This window comes from Gaetbulibacter saemankumensis DSM 17032, assembly GCF_000425645.1.
Classification (GTDB): Bacteria; Bacteroidota; Bacteroidia; order Flavobacteriales; family Flavobacteriaceae; genus Gaetbulibacter; species Gaetbulibacter saemankumensis.
On sequence record NZ_KE384430.1, the window covers coordinates 19064 to 36778 of the forward strand.

Here is a 17715-nt window from a genome sequence, read left to right on the forward strand (position 1 = left end):
CTCGCTGATTCGAGCCCTTTTTTATTTATCCATTTAAAATCTTTTCCTGATGATTTATAGACTCTTGATGGATTGCTTTAAACATTTTTAAAATAAATTCTTCACTTAAGCCATGTTGCTCACCTTCAAGCACCATTTTTCCTAAAATTTCATTCCAACGCTTACTTTGTAATACCGCAACGTTTTTCTCCTTTTTAAGAGTCCCAATACCGTCGGCAACAATCATACGCTTACCTAATAAATCGATAATTTGATTATCAATCACATCTATCTGTGCTCTTAAATTATCTAAGGATTTATTGTATTCTGCCTCAGAATCAGTTTCTTTTCTAATTTTCAAATCTTTCATGATTTGAACCAATGTAGATGGTGTTACTTGTTGAGCAGCATCACTCCAAGCATTTTCAGGATCGTAATGCGTTTCAATCATTAAGCCATCAAAATTTAAATCTAATGCCTCTTGGGATACATCAAAAATCATATCACGCTTTCCAGTAATATGGGAAGGATCATTAATTAATGGAATATCTGGGAATCGATTTTGAAACTCAATTGCCAATTGCCATTCAGGAATATTGCGATATTTTGTTTTTTGATACGTCGAGAACCCTCTATGTATAGCTCCGATATTTTTAACTCCCGAATTATAAATTCTTTCAATACCACCTAACCATAATGATAAATCCGGATTTACGGGGTTTTTAATTAACACGGGCTTATCCGTGCCCTCTAAGGCATCTGCAATCTCTTGCATAATAAATGGACTTACAGTAGAACGAGCCCCAATCCAAAGTAAATCAACATCATGCTCTAAAGCTAGCTTTACATGTGCTGCGTTTGCTACTTCAGTACACACTTTCATTCCGGTTTCGGCCTTTACTTTTTGCAACCACTTTAATCCTAATGCTCCAACACCTTCAAACATACCAGGGCGTGTTCTAGGTTTCCAGATTCCTGCTCTAAAATAACTTACATCTGTATCTTTCAGCTCATGAGCTATTTTTAAAACTTGCTCTTCTGTTTCCGCACTACATGGACCTGCAATCACTAAGGGATGATCTAAATTTAAATCATCTAACCAGGTTCTCATTTCTTTTTTGTTTTCCATAATTTTAATACTTAACTAATTCCTTTTAATATGTCTTTTATATGATTGGTGTTTTTCATCTCATTAAAAATGGCATCATAATCATTGTTTGTCATGAGTTCTTTAAAATGAGTTAGATTATTAATATATTCTTCCAGTGTTTCAATAACATTATCCTTATTTTGTCGGAATATGGGTGTCCACATTTCGGGTGAACTCTTAGCTAGCCTCACTGTTGAAGCAAATCCACTTCCTGCCATATCGAAAATATCACGCTCATTTCTTTCCTTTTCAATAACCGTTTTTCCGAGCATAAATGAACTGATATGCGACAAATGAGACACATAAGCTATGTGTTTATCATGTGCCTCCGGATTCATATAGCGAATACGCATACCAATAGATTTAAATAAATCTAAAGCCTTTTCCTGTAATTTAAATGTGGTTTTCTCTACCTCACAAATAATATTTGTTTTACCAATGAATAAGCCGCTCAATGCCGCCGATGGTCCAGAATATTCTGTACCTGCGATAGGATGCATGGCTAAGAAGTTACGACGTTTCGGATGGTTTTCAACCACTTTACAGATATCTGCTTTAGTAGAACCTGCATCAACTACCAATGCATCATCAGAAATCTTATCTAAGATCGTTGGTAATAATTTAACCGTCGCATCAACTGGAATCGCAACAATTACTAAATCAGCATTAACAACATCTTCTAATGTTGCTTTCTTATCAATAATTTTTAGTGCTAAAGCTTCATCCAAAGTAGATTGGTTTCTGCCAATACCATAAATTACAGAGTCTGGATTTTTTTCCTTTATATCCTTAGCCAGACTTCCGCCTATTAAACCAACTCCTATTACGTATATATTTTTCATTTCAATCTTTCAATGGCTTCTTCTAAAACTTCGGTAGTAGCACACAAGGAAAACCTTATATACCCTTCTCCCTGACTTCCGAAAATAGTTCCTGGTGTTATAAATACATGTTTGTTCTTTAAAATAGAATCAATAAAATCCTCTGCATCGATTCCCACAGGTAATTTGGCCCAAACGAACATACCAGTGGCATTTTTATCGTAGGTACAATTTAACAATTCGGCCATCTTCCAAACTAAATCACGGCGCTGTTGGTAAACATTATTAAGAGTAACAAACCACATTTCTGAGCATTTTAAAGCTTCTATAGCTCCTTTCTGAATTCCGTAAAACATACCTGAATCCATATTACTTTTAACCTTTAACACATGACTTATGTTCTCACTACTTCCTAACACCATACCAACGCGCCATCCGGCCATATTAAAGGTCTTGCTAAGTGAATTCAACTCTAAACAAACATCCTTTGCTCCTGGAACTGCCAAAATACTTTTAGGATTATCATTTAACACAAAACTGTAAGGATTATCGTTCACAATTAGAATGTTATGTTTTTTACCAAATGCCACTAACGCTTCGAAAACATACTTGCTAGGCTGCGCCCCCGTTGGCATATGGGGATAATTTACCCACATAATTTTAACCTTAGATAAATCGATAGCTTCTAAAGCTTTAAAATCGGGCATCCAATTATTGGTTTCATCCAATTCATAAAACACAGGTTTCGCACCTAACAATTTAGTCACTGACTGATAAGTAGGGTAACCCGGGTTTGGAATTAACACTTCATCGCCTTCGTTAAGAAAAGCCATAGAAATATGCATAATTCCTTCTTTACTCCCCATTAATGGTAACACCTCGGTTACCGGACTCACATTCACTGAAAAGTGATTCTTATAAAATTGCGCCATCGCTTCTCGCAACTCCGGAAGCCCTTGATAACTTTGATATTTATGCGCCACAGGACTTGTTAAACCTTCAACTAAGGCTTCAATAACCTTTTGTGGCGGTTGTAAATCTGGGCTACCTATTCCTAAATTAATTATAGGTTTACCACTAGCTACCAGCGCACTTACCTCTCTTAATTTTTTAGAGAAGTAGTATTCCTCAACCGTGTGTAACCTATCTGCTACTTCTATCATTTTTTTCCTTTTTTATATTCACCAAGCACCTTAAAATTAAGGGCCATAATATCCATCAACGATTTTGCCTTTTTAAAATCATTATAAACCTCAAAAGTAATATCTACAAAAAAGGCATACTTCCATGGAGTTTCAACAATGGGTAACGATTGTATTTTAGTTAAATTCAATTTACAATCGCTCATCACATTTAATATAGCCGCTAAACTTCCGCGTTTGTGATCTGCCTCAAATTTTATTGACGCTTTATTTATATCATTTTCAGCGACTTCAGAATTAACACGCTTTACAATAACAAATCGTGTTTCGTTATGATTAATGGTCTGAATGCTTCTCGCTAAAATGTCTAATTCAAATATCTCGGCTGCCTTAACACTTGCAATAGCACCAACACCCGATAATTGTTTCTCTTGAATTCTTTGAGCCACTTCAGCGGTATCTTTATCTTCAACTAATTTGATATGCGGATGCAACTTAAAAAACTCCTTACATTGCAATAGTGCCATTGGATGAGAATACACCTCTTTAATGTCTTTTACAATTTGATTTGGCAATGCCAATAAATTATGCTGGATATCTAAATAATGCTCCCCAACAATATGCAACCCGAATTTATCTATTAGCGCATAATTAGGAATAATAGAACCCGCAATTGAGTTTTCTAAAGCCATAATGGCAGCATCACAACTTTTGGTTATAAGAGAATCTACAACCCCATCGAAGGTTAAACACTCAATAACATCAACTGACTCATCAAAAAATTGCTGAGACACAATATGATGAAATGACCCCCTTACCCCTTGTATAGCTACTGTTTTTATCACAATTTAATAGTCTTATTAACTAACAATATCTGTTTATTTTAAAATTACGATGACCTTTGAGTGTTTTGTAAAAAAAAAGTCTCGATTTTCATCGAGACTTATATTTAATTTATGCTATAAATTATACATACAACGCCCCGATTTCTTTGCTAAAAAAGAAATAAAACCAGTTGTTAAAATATGTATAATACACTGTTGTTCTCATAATTATGTGGCTAAAGTAATTAATATTTTAAAATTTAAAAATCCTTTAAAAACTTTTTTTACTTTTTAATTGTAAGTTTTACAGAATTTACAGTAAACCCTAATTTGAAATATACAATATGAAATCAATCTTTAATTTTTCTAACACATCTTAAAAATTAGTTAAAATTTTGTTCTGGTAGTTTATCGCTATTTAAGTTATTTTTCATCGTAGATAAATTTTAAATTTAGATTAGGCTATCGTATCAGTGCATAGAAATATTATTATTTTTGAACAAACAATTACAACATGTCTATTCAAGTAGTCGGAATTTCAAAACAGTATGGTAGCCAAAAAGCTTTAAACAATGTTTCATTTAAAGTAAACAAACCTGAAATTGTTGGATTCTTAGGTCCTAATGGTGCCGGAAAATCGACTATGATGAAAATTCTAACCACCTATTTAAAATCTTCTGAAGGTAGTGCTACGGTAAACGGCTATTCCATAGACAGTGATAAAAAAGAGGTTCAAAAAAGTGTGGGCTATCTACCTGAACACAATCCGCTTTATTTAGACATGTATGTTAAGGAATACCTGGCTTTCAATGCCAATATCTATAAAGTATCTAAACTTCGTATTGCGGAAGTAATCGAACAAACCGGGTTAACCCCTGAGGCTCACAAAAAAATAGGCCAACTTTCTAAAGGGTATCGCCAGCGTGTAGGATTGGCCAATGCCTTATTACATGATCCTGAAGTATTAATTTTAGATGAACCTACAACGGGTTTAGATCCAAACCAATTAATTGATATCAGATCCCTTATAAAATTGATTGGACAAACTAAAACCGTTTTTCTATCAACCCATATCATGCAGGAGGTTGAAGCTATGTGTGATCGGGTTATTATCATTAACAAGGGAGAAATTGTTGCAGACAAAAAATTAAAAGAGTTACGTGATGAAAAAGAGCAGGTTGTTATTGTTGAGTTCGACTATCGCGTTGAAGATGCTTTTCTCTTAAATCTACCTCATGTTAAGCAGGTTGTTAATACCTACGACTTTGTTTATGAAATTACCTTCAACACCCCTAATGATATGCGTTCGCATGTTTTTGATTTTGCCCACGACAACGAATTAAAAATTCTTCAGTTAAATCAAAAGAATATGAGTCTGGAATCACTTTTCAGAGAGTTAACTAACTAATTAAAGCTCACATAATTCACATAAATTTAACGATTTAGATAACGATTTTTGTTAATTGTATGACAAATATCATCTTACATTGTATCATGTGCTATTAATTTTGCACACGTATTATGCAAGCATAAAATATTTATAAGCATAATATTTTAAAAGCTCATAAAATACTATCTTTATAAAACAATACATTGAAACATGAGTAAAGGAATTTACGTAGCAACCATCGAACCTAACAGTGGGAAATCTGTAATAATTTTAGGTTTAATGCGTATGCTTTTGGGAAAAACCGCTAAAGTAGGCTACTTCAGACCAATAATAAATGATTTAGAATCTGGCGAAACGGATAATCATATTAACACGATACTTTCTCATTTTGAGTTAGATATTAACTACAAAAGAACTTTTGCTTTTACACGTAGTGAAGTACTAGATTTGTACAATAATGGACGCTCAGGAGAAGTAATTGATGGCATTATAAAAAAATACAAAGACCTAGAAGATAAATTCGATTTCATCCTTGTTGAAGGCACCGATTTTTCGCATGAAAATTCTAGCTTAGAATTAGATTTAAACATCTTAATCTCTAAAAATTTAAGTTTACCTGTTATTATTGTAATGCAGGGTGATAAAAAATCTCATAAAGAAATTGTAGACAGTGCACAACTAGCTCACGACACATTCAAACAAAGTGTTGAAGTATTATCTATAATTACTAACAAAGTAAATTTAGATGATGTCGATACATTAAAACAATTACTTGAAAAACGCATTTCAAATACCGATATTACAGTAATTCCTAAAATACATAGCTTGGCTAGTCCAACAATAAAAGAAGTTGTAAAGGCTCTTGACGGAAATATTTTATTTGGAAAGGAGCTCGTTAATAACCTCATTGAAAACTTTAGTGTAGGTGCTATGCAATTGCGGAATTACCTAACACATTTAAAAGATAATTCTTTAGTAATAACGCCTGGCGATCGTGCCGATATTATTCTGGGTGCCCTACAAGCAAATATTTCTAAAAATTACCCTAAAATATCTGGAATTGTTTTAACAGGAGGATTAATTCCAGAAGATCCCATACTACAGTTAATTGAAGGTTTATCAAGTGTAGTACCTATAATTAGTGTTGGGGCTGGCACATATTATACCAGTAATAGTATTGGTAATATTAAATCTAGAATTTACGCTCAGAATACTGAAAAAATCACAACAGCCATTTCTACTTTCGAGCAACACGTTGACACTGATAGTTTAGCTGATAAATTAATAACATTCGAATCTGATGTATTCACGCCAAGAATGTTCCAATACATGTTATTACAACGCGCCTTAAAAGACAAAAAACACATTGTATTACCTGAAGGCTATGATGAACGTGTCCTACGTGCGGCATCACGTTTAATAAATGCTCAGGTGGTTGATTTAACACTTATTGGCGAAGCAGATAAAATTAAAGAACGTGTTGAAAAATTAGATATCTCTTTAGACTTAGATAAAATAAACATTGTTAATCCTGTTGAATCTGAATATTACGACGATTATGTTAATACATTCTACGAACTAAGAAAACATAAAAACGTAAACTTAGAAATGGCACGTGATGCTATGGCCGATGTTTCTTATTTCGGTACTATGATGATTTACAAAGGTCATGCCGACGGTATGGTATCTGGGGCTGTGCATACCACGCAGCACACCTTACGTCCTGCATTACAATTTATTAAAACAAAACCAGGTGTAAACATCGTATCTTCCATATTCTTTATGTGTTTAGAAGATCGAATTTCTGTTTTCGGAGACTGCGCCATCAACCCTAATCCCAATGCTGAACAATTAGCAGAAATTGCTGTTTCCTCAGCCGAAACGGCTAAAAACTTTGGTATCGACCCTAAAGTAGCTATGCTTTCGTACTCATCAGGATCATCAGGAAAAGGAGCTGATGTTGAAAAAGTTAGAGAAGCCACAGAGATTGTAAAATCTCAAAATCCAAATATTAAAATAGAAGGTCCTATTCAATATGATGCCGCAGTAGATACGCGCATCGGAAAAAGTAAAATGCCAGATTCTGAAGTTGCAGGTAATGCCAGCGTACTTATTTTCCCCGATTTAAATACAGGTAATAACACTTATAAGGCCGTACAACGCGAAACAGGTGCCTTAGCTATCGGTCCCGTATTACAAGGACTTAACAAACCTGTTAACGATTTAAGTAGAGGCTGTACTGTAGACGATATTTACAGTACCGTAATAATAACCGCCATTCAAGCACAAGAGCTTTAAAACATGCAAGTATTAGTATTAAACTCTGGAAGTTCTTCCTTAAAGTTTCAATTATTTTCAATGCCAGACGAAACCATTCTTTGTTCTGGACAAATAGAACGTATAGGTTTTAACGATTCTATTTTTAAGTATAAAACCAACAAAGAATCTATAGAAATTGAATCACAAATATTAAACCATAAAGCAGGTTTAAAATTGGTTTCCAAGTATCTTTTAGATAAAGATTCAGGCGTAATCGATTCACCTGACGACATTAAAGTTGTTGGCCATCGTGTAGTTCATGGTGGGAGTAGTTTTAGTGATACTACCGAAATTACAGCCGAAGTAAAACAACAGATTAAATCATTATCGACTTTGGCTCCATTACACAATCCAGCGAATTTAGAAGGTATTGAAGTTGCTGAATCTATTTTTGAAAACGCAAAACAAGTTGCGGTATTCGATACAGCTTTCCACCAATCCATACCTGAACATGCCTACAAATATGCTATCCCTAATGAGTTTTTAACAGAACATAAAATCAGGGTATATGGCTTCCACGGCACAAGTCACAAATACGTTTCTGAAAAAGCCATTGAATACCTTGGTAAAAAAACCTCTAAAATTGTAACCATTCATTTAGGTAATGGCTGTAGTATGACTGCTATTAAAGACGGCAAGAGTATCGATCATTCCCTTGGGTTCTCACCTGTAAATGGTCTTATTATGGGAACACGTTCAGGCGATATCGACCAGTCTATCATCTTTCATTTAGTTAACAATTTAGGATATAACTTAAAAGAAGTTAATACCATGCTTCAGAAACAAAGTGGTATGATAGGATTAACCGGATATAGTGATTTAAGGGATGTTGAAATCATGGCAAGCAAAGGCAACAAGGACTGTATTTTAGCTTTACAAATGAACGCCTATCGCATAAAGAAATACTTAGGAAGCTATGCCACCATTTTAAACGGACTTGATGCTATTGTATTTACAGCGGGGATTGGAGAAAATTCAGATTTCATGCGACAATTAGTCTGTGAAGATTTAGACTTTTTAGGAATAACATTAGATGCCGAAAAAAATACCATTCGCTCTAAAGGCATTAAATCAATTCATAGCGAAGACTCGAAAGTGAAAATACTAGTAATTCCTACAAACGAAGAATTAGAAATAGCCAAACAAGCCGTGCATTTAGTTAATAATTAATCGGCCTTTATACTGCTCCTCAACATCAATAACACTTGGAGTGTTCACTAAAACAACATCTCCTGTTCCTGAAATTTTTCCTTTTATTGATTGTTGAGGATGTAGTATCATATCATTTGAACTACGATTCCAGAAAGTAATATTTTGAGCGATTAAATCTCCTCCTTCAAAGCGCGACGTTCCCGAAGCTAGCGTCACAGAAAGATTATTTGTATTCCCTTTCACGTAACAGTTCGATAGGTTATTAAAAACTACACGTAAGCTTAAATTGTTAATTTCTAAATTAAAATTCCCACTATTGTAGCTATCAGGAAAATTAAAATCTTCCGATAGAATGGTTAGATTTGGATAGTTCAAAACGCCATCAGAAACAACATCGTATTGCGTAGAACTTCTTATTTCAGTAATGTTAGGTGAGGTAACATAAATTTTAGTTACACCATAATCACGCACATAATTACAAGAATTGTTATCGGTGAGGATTAATTTACCATCCTTCACCTTTACCTGAACATCATTTAATAAATTCTTTCCAGTTTCAATGATGACTTGCTGTTCTGCTCCTTGCTTTAAAACTAAAACCACATTACGATTCACTAATACTTTACTAAAATTTGGAACTTCAATTTCCTGCTGAATAATATCTCCTGTATTCTGAAAGCAATCACCAGCATGTTCACTATCGCAAGCCAACACAAAAACAATTACAAATATGTATAATAATCTTTTCATTTTATAATCGCACACCTAATCCAAATTCAACAGCTTCCGCCTTAGCACCATGTGATTTTAAAGTTACAGCAGCAAAACATTTTTCCGAAAAATACCGTTTTAGCCCGACCCTAAAATAAGTTCTTCCTTCAAAATCAAATGGATAATATACATAATAACCCAATTGCGTTATTATTGACGATTTATTTACAAACAATTCATGCCCCGCAAAAATTCCAACGCGTTTATAATCTTCATCTCCTGTCACGCCCTCTTCTGGAAACGACACCGATTTATAGTGTATTAACTCCTTTAAAAACATGGAGAAAAACGCATCAGTTCCCAATTGCAATGCACTTTTTCTACTAATACGTTTATCGGCATAAGCCGAAATTATATAAAATGGAAACTGCCCACTACCAACTACATCACTTTCATTAATACCCGCTCGAACTACAAGATTGTATTTAATAGGTTGAATAAACCGTTCTTTCACCCCAACCAAATTTCTTTGATAACTAAGCGGTGCTTCATCCAGATTATAAACAACTCCTAAATTTACAGTTATAGAATTTACACTCGCATTGGGCGCCTTAAAATTGGCATTTGAATAATGAATTAATGCCAATCCCGCCTGCAATCCGAACCTATCGAAAATGCGCTCTTTTTTATAATTAAGGATGGCATAGGTACTACTTAATAAATGTGTTCCGAATGCAATATTTCGATAGTTAGTTTCTTTATCGTAGGGATTAGTATTGTATGCTAAACCTTGTCCTATTCGAAATACAAGATGTCGTTTTAGAAAATAAAAATTATAATGCCCGTAAACTGAATAATTATTCCCTAAAACCGAATTTTTTAAATTCTGATAAATAAAAGACACACCATAATCTGGATAATTATAACGTTGTTCCCAATCTTCAAAACCAAACGTTTTTTTGTTCCAACTTACAATTACACCCTCAGGATGTCCTTGAATTAAATGTAGAATATCGGAATTATGTTCGGCAATATTTCCTTTAAAATAGTTAATATCCACATAAGAGGTATGCGTTTTATCCTGAGAAAAAACTACCCATGAAATAACAAATAAGGTGTAGGTTAAAAACTGCTTCATTAAAGCTTCAACTTGGTTGTATTTCTAAAATAAAGCCGAGGCTATTGCTTTAATATTATCACTTTTACCCATAGAATAGTAATGTAAAAACGGAACACCCGCATCTCGAAGCTCTTTAGATTGCTGTATAGCAAATTCAATCCCAACCTCGCGAACGGCCTTATTATCTTTACATGACTCTACAGCTTCAATTAATTCTTCAGGTAAATCTATTTTGAATACCTGTGGTAAGATCTGCAAATGACGCTTTACAGCAATTGGTTTGATTCCCGGTATAATAGGCACATCGATCCCAATAGCTCTGGCTTTATCAACAAATTCGAAATACTTTTTATTATCAAAAAACATTTGAGTTACCACATAATCGGCACCTGCATCCACTTTTTCCTTTAATCGTTTTAAATCTGTATTTAACGAAGGGGCTTCCATATGCTTTTCAGGATAACCTGCCACACCAACACAAAAATCGTAGTTATGCTCTACTTTAATTTCGTCGTGCAAATACTTCCCGCTATTAAGATTATTGATTTGCTCTACCAACTGACTAGCGTAAGCATGCCCTCCTTCGGTTGGTGTAAAATAAGACTCATCCTTTCTCGAATCGCCACGCAAAGCCACCACATTATCGATACCTAAATAATGGCAATCGACTAAAACATACTCGGTTTCTTCCTTGGTAAACCCACCACATAATAAATGCGGAATAGCATCTACATTGTACTTATGCATTATAGATGCGCAAATTCCAACGGTTCCAGGGCGCATACGTGTAATACGCTTATCTAAAAGTCCGTTACCTTTATCGACATATATATACTCTTCTCTAGAGGTCGTAACATCAATAAATGGTGGATTAAACTCCATTAACGGATCGATATTATTATATAAATCCTGAATATTTTTACCCTTTTGAGGAGGAATAACTTCAAAAGAAAACAAGGTTTTCCCGTTAGCTTTTTTAATATGTTCGGTTACTTTCATTATTACTATTATTATATTACATAAAATAAGCCGCCACTAAGGCTAAAACTGTAAGCAATAAAAGTTGAAGAAAAAATCTAATTTCTACACCTAATTTTTTCATGGTTTACTTTTTATGCAAACTTCTTATTTCATTTTATATTTTGTATTAGTTAAAGTGCAACAAATTGTTAACTTATAATCATTATATTTTTTTAATTTGTGTGTTATCACAAGGGTCGCGCTTTCAACTATATCTTTTTTGAATACAAAAAAGGATGCCGCTTCAATCGCTAACACAACTAAATGAGTCGCGATTTAACTTCCTCGTAATCTTCTAAATATTCCCTGTAAATCCATCGGCCATCAACATAATCCGTTAATATATATTTTTCACTTAAAGATTTTACTCTGGACACTGCTATTAGCTTTTTAGAAAATCTATCAACAGATATCACTTCTGTAACTTCCTCATTACTGACATTATAACCATGAGAAATCATATAACTACCTAATGTTAACTCGATAAATTTAGTATTCATAATCTATTATTATTGATCGGCAATATTAGGATGCAACCATTTTTCCGCCAAAGCCTTATCGATACCTTTTCTTTTAGCAAAATCGGTTACCTGATCGTCCGTAATTTTTCCCAACCCAAAATACTTAGCTTCCGGGTTTGCAAAATAATACCCCGATACAGCTGCCGCAGGCCACATGGCTAAACTCTCGGTTAAGGTTACGCCAATTAATTTTTCCACTTCTAATAATTCCCAAATGGTTTCTTTCTCTAAATGGTCTGGACAGGCCGGGTAACCCGGCGCCGGACGAATACCTTTATAACTTTCTTTAATTAATTCGTCGTTAGATAAATCTTCATTAGAGGCATACCCCCAATGTTTTGTTCTTATTTGCTTATGTAAATATTCGGCAAAAGCCTCAGCAAAACGATCGGCGATAGCCTGAGCCATAATAGCATTATAATCGTCATGCTTAGCTTTATAACTATCGGCTAACTCTTGAGCTCCAAAAATAGCCACACAAAAAGCCCCAATATAATCCGTTTTACCGGTCGATTTTGGTGCAATAAAATCGGCAAGTGCTAAATTTGGAATCCCTTGACGTTTGCTTAATTGTTGGCGTAATGTTCTAAACACAGCAACTTCCTTACCTTTCTTTTGTACAGAAATATCATCGTCATCAATACTATTGGCTTCAAACAATCCGAAAACAGCTTTTGGCTTTAGTGATTGTTTAGCAATAATTTCCTTAACCATAGCCTGAGCATCAGTAAACAACTGTACAGCCTGCTCTCCTACTACCTCATCTTCTAAAATGGCTGGATATTTACCATGTAAATCCCAACTTCTAAAAAACGGGCTCCAGTCGATAAACCGTTCTAAGTCTTTTAAACTCAACTGCTTTAAGATTTGAACACCAAGTTCTTTTGGTTTTACAATCTCAGAGGTTTCCCAATCAATTTTATATTTACGCTCGCGTGCTGTTTCTAAGGATATAAATGATTTTTCTTTACCACGTGTTAAAAATTTAGCACGAAACTCATCGTAATCCTTTTTTAATTTAGCTACATATTCATGCGAGGTCTTTTTATTTAACAAATCACCCACCACAGTAACCGCGCGAGAGGCATCATTAACATGCACAACGGCATTTTTATATTCTTTATCAATTTTAACGGCCGTATGTGCTTTCGATGTTGTAGCGCCTCCGATTAACAATGGTATTTCGAAATTTTCCCGTTGCATTTCTTTCGCTAAATACACCATTTCATCTAACGACGGTGTTATTAATCCAGATAAACCAATAGCATCAACTCGCTCTTTAATGGCTGTTTCAATAATTTTTTCTGGCGGTACCATGACCCCTAAATCGACAATCTCATAGTTATTACAAGCTAGAACGACACTTACAATATTTTTCCCAATATCGTGTACATCCCCTTTAACGGTGGCCATTAAGACCTTACCTACAGGTTCTGATTTATCTGATTTTTCAGCTTCAATAAACGGATTTAAATAGGCTACGGCCTTTTTCATAACACGTGCCGATTTTACCACCTGAGGCAAAAACATTTTCCCTGCTCCAAACAAATCACCAACAACATTCATCCCAATCATTAAATGCCCTTCAATAACATCAATGGGTTTTTCTGCCTGTTGTCTAGCTTCTTCGATATCCTCTATTATAAAAGCATCAAGCCCCTTAACTAAGGCATGTGTAATACGGTCTTGTACTGGATTTTCACGCCAAGATAGATCAACAGTTCTTTCAACTTTTGTCCCTTTTACAGTTTCAGCAAATTCTAGCAAACGCTCCGTAGCATCGTCTCTTCTATCTAAAACAACATCTTCAACATGCTCTAATAAATCTTTAGGAATATCATCGTAAACTTCCAACATGGTTGGGTTTACAATTCCCATGTTCATTCCCGCCTGAATAGCATGGTACAAAAATACCGAGTGCATGGCTTCACGTACTGGATTATTTCCTCTAAAAGAGAAAGACACGTTACTCACCCCTCCACTTACGCTAACATTCTCGAGATTTTGACGTACCCATCGTGTGGCCTCAATAAAATCGATGGCATTTTTTCGATGCTCATCCATTCCGGTTGCCACAGGAAACACGTTTAAATCAAAAATAATATCTTCTGAAGGAAACCCAACTTTATTGACTAATATGTCGTACGAACGTGCTGCAATTTCAATTCGTCTGTCGTAAGTATCGGCCTGACCTACCTCGTCGAAAGCCATTACAATTACAGCCGCTCCATAACGTTTTATTTGTTTTGCCTCCCAGATAAATTTGTCTTCACCTTCCTTTAGAGAAATAGAGTTCACAACACATTTACCCTGTACTACCTGAAGTCCTGCTTCTATAATTTCCCATTTTGAACTATCGATCATGATAGGCACACGAGAAATATCAGGCTCTGCTGCTATTAAATTTAAAAAACGAACCATCGATTCTTTACCATCAATTAATCCGTCGTCCATATTAATATCGATAATCTGGGCTCCACCATCAACCTGATGACGAGCAATATCTAAAGCCTCATCAAACTGTTCTTCTTTTATAAGCCGCAAAAACTTACGCGACCCTGCAACGTTAGTGCGTTCTCCTATATTAATAAAATTGCTGTTCTCATTTAGAACCAAAGGCTCTAAACCAGAAAGCTTCATATATTTAGTTTGTTTAATTTTCATTGATTAAAGTGCTGCCGTTTCGACTACATTTCTAGGTTTGTATTTAGCAGCAATATCTGCAATAACTTTTATATGCTCTGGCGTAGTACCGCAGCATCCTCCTATAATGTTAATTAGATTCTTCTTCAGATATTCTTCAATTTGCTCTCCCATTTCCTCTGGTGATTCATCATATTCTCCAAAAGCATTTGGTAATCCTGCATTAGGATGTGCTGAAATGGCAAAATCCGTTTTATTAGCAATAGCCTCTAAATGAGGTTGCAATAAATTTGCCCCCAAAGCACAGTTAAACCCTACCGATAATAACGGAATATGAGACACTGAAATTAAAAAAGCTTCAGCTGTTTGGCCAGATAACGTTCTTCCTGAAGCATCGGTAATAGTCCCACTTAACATAATGGGCACATCAATATGACGCTCATCCTTAACTTCTTCAATCGCAAATAAAGCGGCTTTCGCGTTTAATGTATCGAAAACGGTTTCAACCAATAATATATCGGCACCACCATCTAACAAAGCCTCTACCTGCTGTTTATAAGCAATCCGTAATTCATCAAAAGTCACAGCTCTAAATCCTGGATCGTTTACATCTGGAGACATACTTGCAGTACGGTTTGTTGGTCCAATGGCTCCCGCCACAAAGCGCGGTTTATGTGGTTCCTTTGCCGTAAACACATCGGCAACTTCCCTGGCAATTTTAGCAGACTGATAGTTTAACTCATAAACTAAATCTTCCATCTGATAATCGGCCATGGCAATGGTTGTACCAGAAAACGTATTAGTTTCCACTATATCGGCTCCTGCTTCAAAGTATTTAGCGTGGATTTCTTTAATTGCCTTAGGTTGGGTAATAGACAACAAATCATTATTACCCTGTAATGGTGTTGGGTAATCTTTAAAACGCTCGCCTCTAAAATCTTCCTCAGTAAATTTATATTGCTGAATCATGGTACCCATAGCTCCATCCAATACTAAAATACGTTGTTCTAAAGCTTGTTTAATGTTTGACATTTGACATTTATATATCTGTATGTCATCAAGAAAAGTAAAAAAAAGACTTTCCGTTATCTTTCTAATTATTTTTAATTAGTAGAACGTAGCACCTTCTTTACAAGATAAAGGGTTGCCAAGGCTTCAACGGGTCTATTCCCTCTACCTTTCTTGATAACATGATTTAACGTTTATGAACTAATGTGCAAAAATAGTACATATATTTTTTTTAATCATACTAAATCGAAAAAAACTGGAGAATTATTCGAATAGGGATGAAGATAAATATCGATCACCGCGATCGCAAATTATAGCTACAATAACTCCACTATCGATAGATTCTGCTACTTGTAATGCAGAATACACAGCACCACCACTACTCATACCTGCAAAAACACCTGCTTCTTTTGCCAAACGCTGGGTGGTAATTTTAGCATCCTGTTCGTTAAGTTCTATGACTTGATCGACTTTTGAACGATTGAAGAATTTAGGCACATAGTCCGGAGACCATTTACGAATGCCCGGAATTCTTGCTCCATCTTCAGGTTGCGCGCCTACTATAGTAATATTTTTGTTTTGTTCCTTGAGATAAGTTGAGACCCCCATAATGGTTCCAGTGGTACCCATGGCCGATACAAAATGAGTAACCTCACCGTTGGTATCACGCCAAATTTCGGGACCCGTAGTTTTATAATGTGCTTTCCAGTTATCATCATTTTCAAACTGGTTAAGTAAAGTATATCCTTTTTCGTCTCTTAATTTAAAAGCTAAATCTCTCGATCCTTCAATACCTGTTTCAGCCGAAGTTAAAATAACCTCAGCACCATAAGCACGCATTGTTTTCACACGTTCTTCGGTGGAATTTTCAGGCATAATAAGTACCATATGTAAGCCTAACAAATTAGCAATAAACGCCAAGGCAATACCCGTATTTCCACTGGTTGCTTCAACCAAATAGCCACCTTCTTTGATAGCTCCACGTTTTAATGCTTCGCTAATCATATTATAAGCGGCTCGGTCTTTCACACTTCCTCCCGGATTATTTCCTTCGAGTTTCAAATAAAGCTTTACATTTTTTTTTGATACTAAATGTGAGGCTTCAACAAGTGGTGTATTTCCTATTTGATTTAAAATTCCTTTAACGGATGCCATTCTTTTTGGGTCTGATTTTTATTTCCGTTTGATAAGTTACCAGCGAATTTTCAGGAACCGATTGGGTAATCCAAACGTTAGCTCCAATGGTACTATTAGCTCCTATTGATATGTCGCCACCTAAGATAGTTGCATTAGCATATATGGTAACATTATCTTCTATGGTTGGGTGTCTTTTGGTGGATTCCATGCTTTTTTTCACTTGGATTCCACCTAAAGTTACCCCTTGAAATATTTTTACGTTGTTCTTTATTATGGACGTTTCTCCTATTACAATTCCCGTTCCATGATCTAAAAAGAAGGAATCTCCAATGGTAGCACCAGGGTGAATATCAATCCCTGTTATCCCATGTACATATTCACTCATCATTCTAGGAATAATAGGCACTTGTTGCACATACAGCTCATGGCTTAAGCGATATATTGAAATGGCATAAAAACCTGGACATGCTAAATACACCTCTTCAAGACTTTTAGTTGCTGGATCGAAATTAACAACAGCCACGGCATCTAACTCTAATTTTTCTTTAATTTTTGGAAACTTACTTTCGAACGCTTCCCAAACTGTTTCACCTTGTTCTATATTGAAATTATCGGCGATTTCTACAAAGGTCTTTTTAAGACACTCAAGCTCATCATCGTGCGCATCGAACAGATAATAAAACAGATTTTTGGTAAACGATTTGACAACGTCTTTTAAACGGATGTTATATTTCTTTTGAATTAACTTATCGTTTAAATCTTTGCAAGGCTTCATATA

The 17715-nt window shown here is 35.2% G+C and carries 15 protein-coding genes and 1 riboswitch; of the genes, 3 read left to right on the top strand and 12 right to left on the bottom strand.

From position 1 onward, the window contains the following. Positions 1–25: 25 nt before the first annotated feature. From H611_RS0106820 to H611_RS0106835, 4 genes are read right to left on the bottom strand one after another with little or no spacing between them, the layout of a single operon-like run. Positions 26–1108, bottom strand: coding sequence for a bifunctional 3-deoxy-7-phosphoheptulonate synthase/chorismate mutase type II (locus H611_RS0106820; protein WP_027137650.1), 1083 nt, complete (start codon positions 1106–1108; stop codon positions 26–28). Between the two features lie 11 nt (positions 1109–1119). Further along, positions 1120–1971 carry a prephenate dehydrogenase gene (locus H611_RS0106825; protein WP_027137651.1) on the bottom strand — a complete coding sequence of 284 codons (852 nt, stop codon included), beginning with the start codon at positions 1969–1971 and terminating at the stop codon, positions 1120–1122. Continuing rightward, positions 1968–3113 carry a pyridoxal phosphate-dependent aminotransferase gene (locus H611_RS0106830; protein ID WP_027137652.1) on the bottom strand — a complete coding sequence of 382 codons (1146 nt, stop codon included), beginning with the start codon at positions 3111–3113 and terminating at the stop codon, positions 1968–1970. Before H611_RS0106830 ends, H611_RS0106825 begins: the two co-directional genes overlap by 4 nt. Beyond that, entirely contained in the window at positions 3110–3937 is an 828-nt protein-coding gene (locus H611_RS0106835) for a prephenate dehydratase (RefSeq protein ID WP_027137653.1), read from the bottom strand. The genes H611_RS0106830 and H611_RS0106835 overlap by 4 nt, the downstream gene beginning before the upstream one ends. A 493-nt stretch (positions 3938–4430) precedes the next feature. On the opposite strand from H611_RS0106835, the gene gldA reads away from it, so the two are divergent. From gldA to H611_RS0106850, 3 genes are all read left to right on the top strand, one after another. After that, complete coding sequence (gldA, locus tag H611_RS0106840; protein WP_027137654.1) at positions 4431–5324, top strand: gliding motility-associated ABC transporter ATP-binding subunit GldA; 894 nt, start codon at positions 4431–4433, stop codon at positions 5322–5324. Between the two features lie 192 nt (positions 5325–5516). After that, positions 5517–7604: a phosphate acetyltransferase gene (gene pta / locus H611_RS0106845; RefSeq protein ID WP_027137655.1), complete on the top strand. Its 2088-nt coding sequence runs from the start codon at positions 5517–5519 to the stop codon at positions 7602–7604. A gap of 3 nt (positions 7605–7607) precedes the next feature. Continuing rightward, positions 7608–8795: an acetate/propionate family kinase gene (locus H611_RS0106850; protein WP_027137656.1), complete on the top strand. Its 1188-nt coding sequence runs from the start codon at positions 7608–7610 to the stop codon at positions 8793–8795. Here H611_RS0106850 and H611_RS0106855 read toward each other — a convergent pair. The 8 genes from H611_RS0106855 to epsC all read right to left on the bottom strand — a co-directional run bounded on the left by H611_RS0106855 (position 8781) and on the right by epsC (position 17712). Then, the gene (locus H611_RS0106855) at positions 8781–9527 is read right to left on the bottom strand and encodes a head GIN domain-containing protein (RefSeq protein WP_027137657.1); all 747 of its coding nucleotides are present in this window, start codon (positions 9525–9527) and stop codon (positions 8781–8783) included. The genes H611_RS0106850 and H611_RS0106855 overlap by 15 nt on opposite strands. A gap of 1 nt (position 9528) precedes the next feature. After that, positions 9529–10626 (bottom strand): acyloxyacyl hydrolase, encoded by a 1098-nt coding sequence (locus H611_RS0106860; RefSeq protein ID WP_027137658.1) that lies wholly within the window; start codon positions 10624–10626, stop codon positions 9529–9531. Between the two features lie 24 nt (positions 10627–10650). Next, positions 10651–11607, bottom strand: coding sequence for a methylenetetrahydrofolate reductase [NAD(P)H] (metF, locus tag H611_RS0106865; RefSeq protein ID WP_027137659.1), 957 nt, complete (start codon positions 11605–11607; stop codon positions 10651–10653). A gap of 281 nt (positions 11608–11888) precedes the next feature. Further along, positions 11889–12128, bottom strand: a complete 240-nt coding sequence (locus H611_RS0106875) for a hypothetical protein (protein WP_027137660.1) — start codon at positions 12126–12128, stop codon at positions 11889–11891. A gap of 9 nt (positions 12129–12137) precedes the next feature. Next, positions 12138–14813, bottom strand: a complete 2676-nt coding sequence (metH, locus tag H611_RS0106880) for a methionine synthase (RefSeq protein ID WP_027137661.1) — start codon at positions 14811–14813, stop codon at positions 12138–12140. Positions 14814–14816: 3 nt separating this feature from the next. Then, positions 14817–15824, bottom strand: coding sequence for a homocysteine S-methyltransferase family protein (locus tag H611_RS0106885; protein ID WP_027137662.1), 1008 nt, complete (start codon positions 15822–15824; stop codon positions 14817–14819). A 50-nt stretch (positions 15825–15874) separates the two neighbouring features. Further along, a riboswitch (SAM riboswitch) is annotated at positions 15875–15984 on the bottom strand. Positions 15985–16064: 80 nt separating this feature from the next. After that, a complete protein-coding gene (gene cysM / locus H611_RS0106890; RefSeq protein WP_027137663.1) occupies positions 16065–16955 on the bottom strand; it encodes a cysteine synthase CysM in 891 nt (296 codons plus the stop codon). Next, entirely contained in the window at positions 16942–17712 is a 771-nt protein-coding gene (gene epsC / locus H611_RS0106895; RefSeq protein ID WP_035483642.1) for a serine O-acetyltransferase EpsC, read from the bottom strand. Before epsC ends, cysM begins: the two co-directional genes overlap by 14 nt. Positions 17713–17715 lie beyond the last annotated feature (3 nt).

Bases quoted from the DNA above. Each gene is read 5' to 3' on its own strand.
- H611_RS0106855 (WP_027137657.1), bottom strand. From the start codon at position 9,527: ATGAAAAGATTATTATACATATTTGTAATTGTTTTTGTGTTGGCTTGC.
- cysM (WP_027137663.1), bottom strand. From the start codon at position 16,955: ATGGCATCCGTTAAAGGAATTTTAAATCAAATAGGAAATACACCACTT.
- H611_RS0106885 (WP_027137662.1), bottom strand. From the start codon at position 15,824: ATGTCAAACATTAAACAAGCTTTAGAACAACGTATTTTAGTATTGGAT.
- H611_RS0106830 (WP_027137652.1), bottom strand. From the start codon at position 3,113: ATGATAGAAGTAGCAGATAGGTTACACACGGTTGAGGAATACTACTTC.
- metH (WP_027137661.1), bottom strand. From the start codon at position 14,813: ATGAAAATTAAACAAACTAAATATATGAAGCTTTCTGGTTTAGAGCCT.
- H611_RS0106860 (WP_027137658.1), bottom strand. From the start codon at position 10,626: ATGAAGCAGTTTTTAACCTACACCTTATTTGTTATTTCATGGGTAGTT.
- H611_RS0106875 (WP_027137660.1), bottom strand. From the start codon at position 12,128: ATGAATACTAAATTTATCGAGTTAACATTAGGTAGTTATATGATTTCT.
- H611_RS0106825 (WP_027137651.1), bottom strand. From the start codon at position 1,971: ATGAAAAATATATACGTAATAGGAGTTGGTTTAATAGGCGGAAGTCTG.
- epsC (WP_035483642.1), bottom strand. From the start codon at position 17,712: ATGAAGCCTTGCAAAGATTTAAACGATAAGTTAATTCAAAAGAAATAT.
- H611_RS0106850 (WP_027137656.1), top strand. From the start codon at position 7,608: ATGCAAGTATTAGTATTAAACTCTGGAAGTTCTTCCTTAAAGTTTCAA.
- H611_RS0106820 (WP_027137650.1), bottom strand. From the start codon at position 1,108: ATGGAAAACAAAAAAGAAATGAGAACCTGGTTAGATGATTTAAATTTA.
- metF (WP_027137659.1), bottom strand. From the start codon at position 11,607: ATGAAAGTAACCGAACATATTAAAAAAGCTAACGGGAAAACCTTGTTT.
- pta (WP_027137655.1), top strand. From the start codon at position 5,517: ATGAGTAAAGGAATTTACGTAGCAACCATCGAACCTAACAGTGGGAAA.
- gldA (WP_027137654.1), top strand. From the start codon at position 4,431: ATGTCTATTCAAGTAGTCGGAATTTCAAAACAGTATGGTAGCCAAAAA.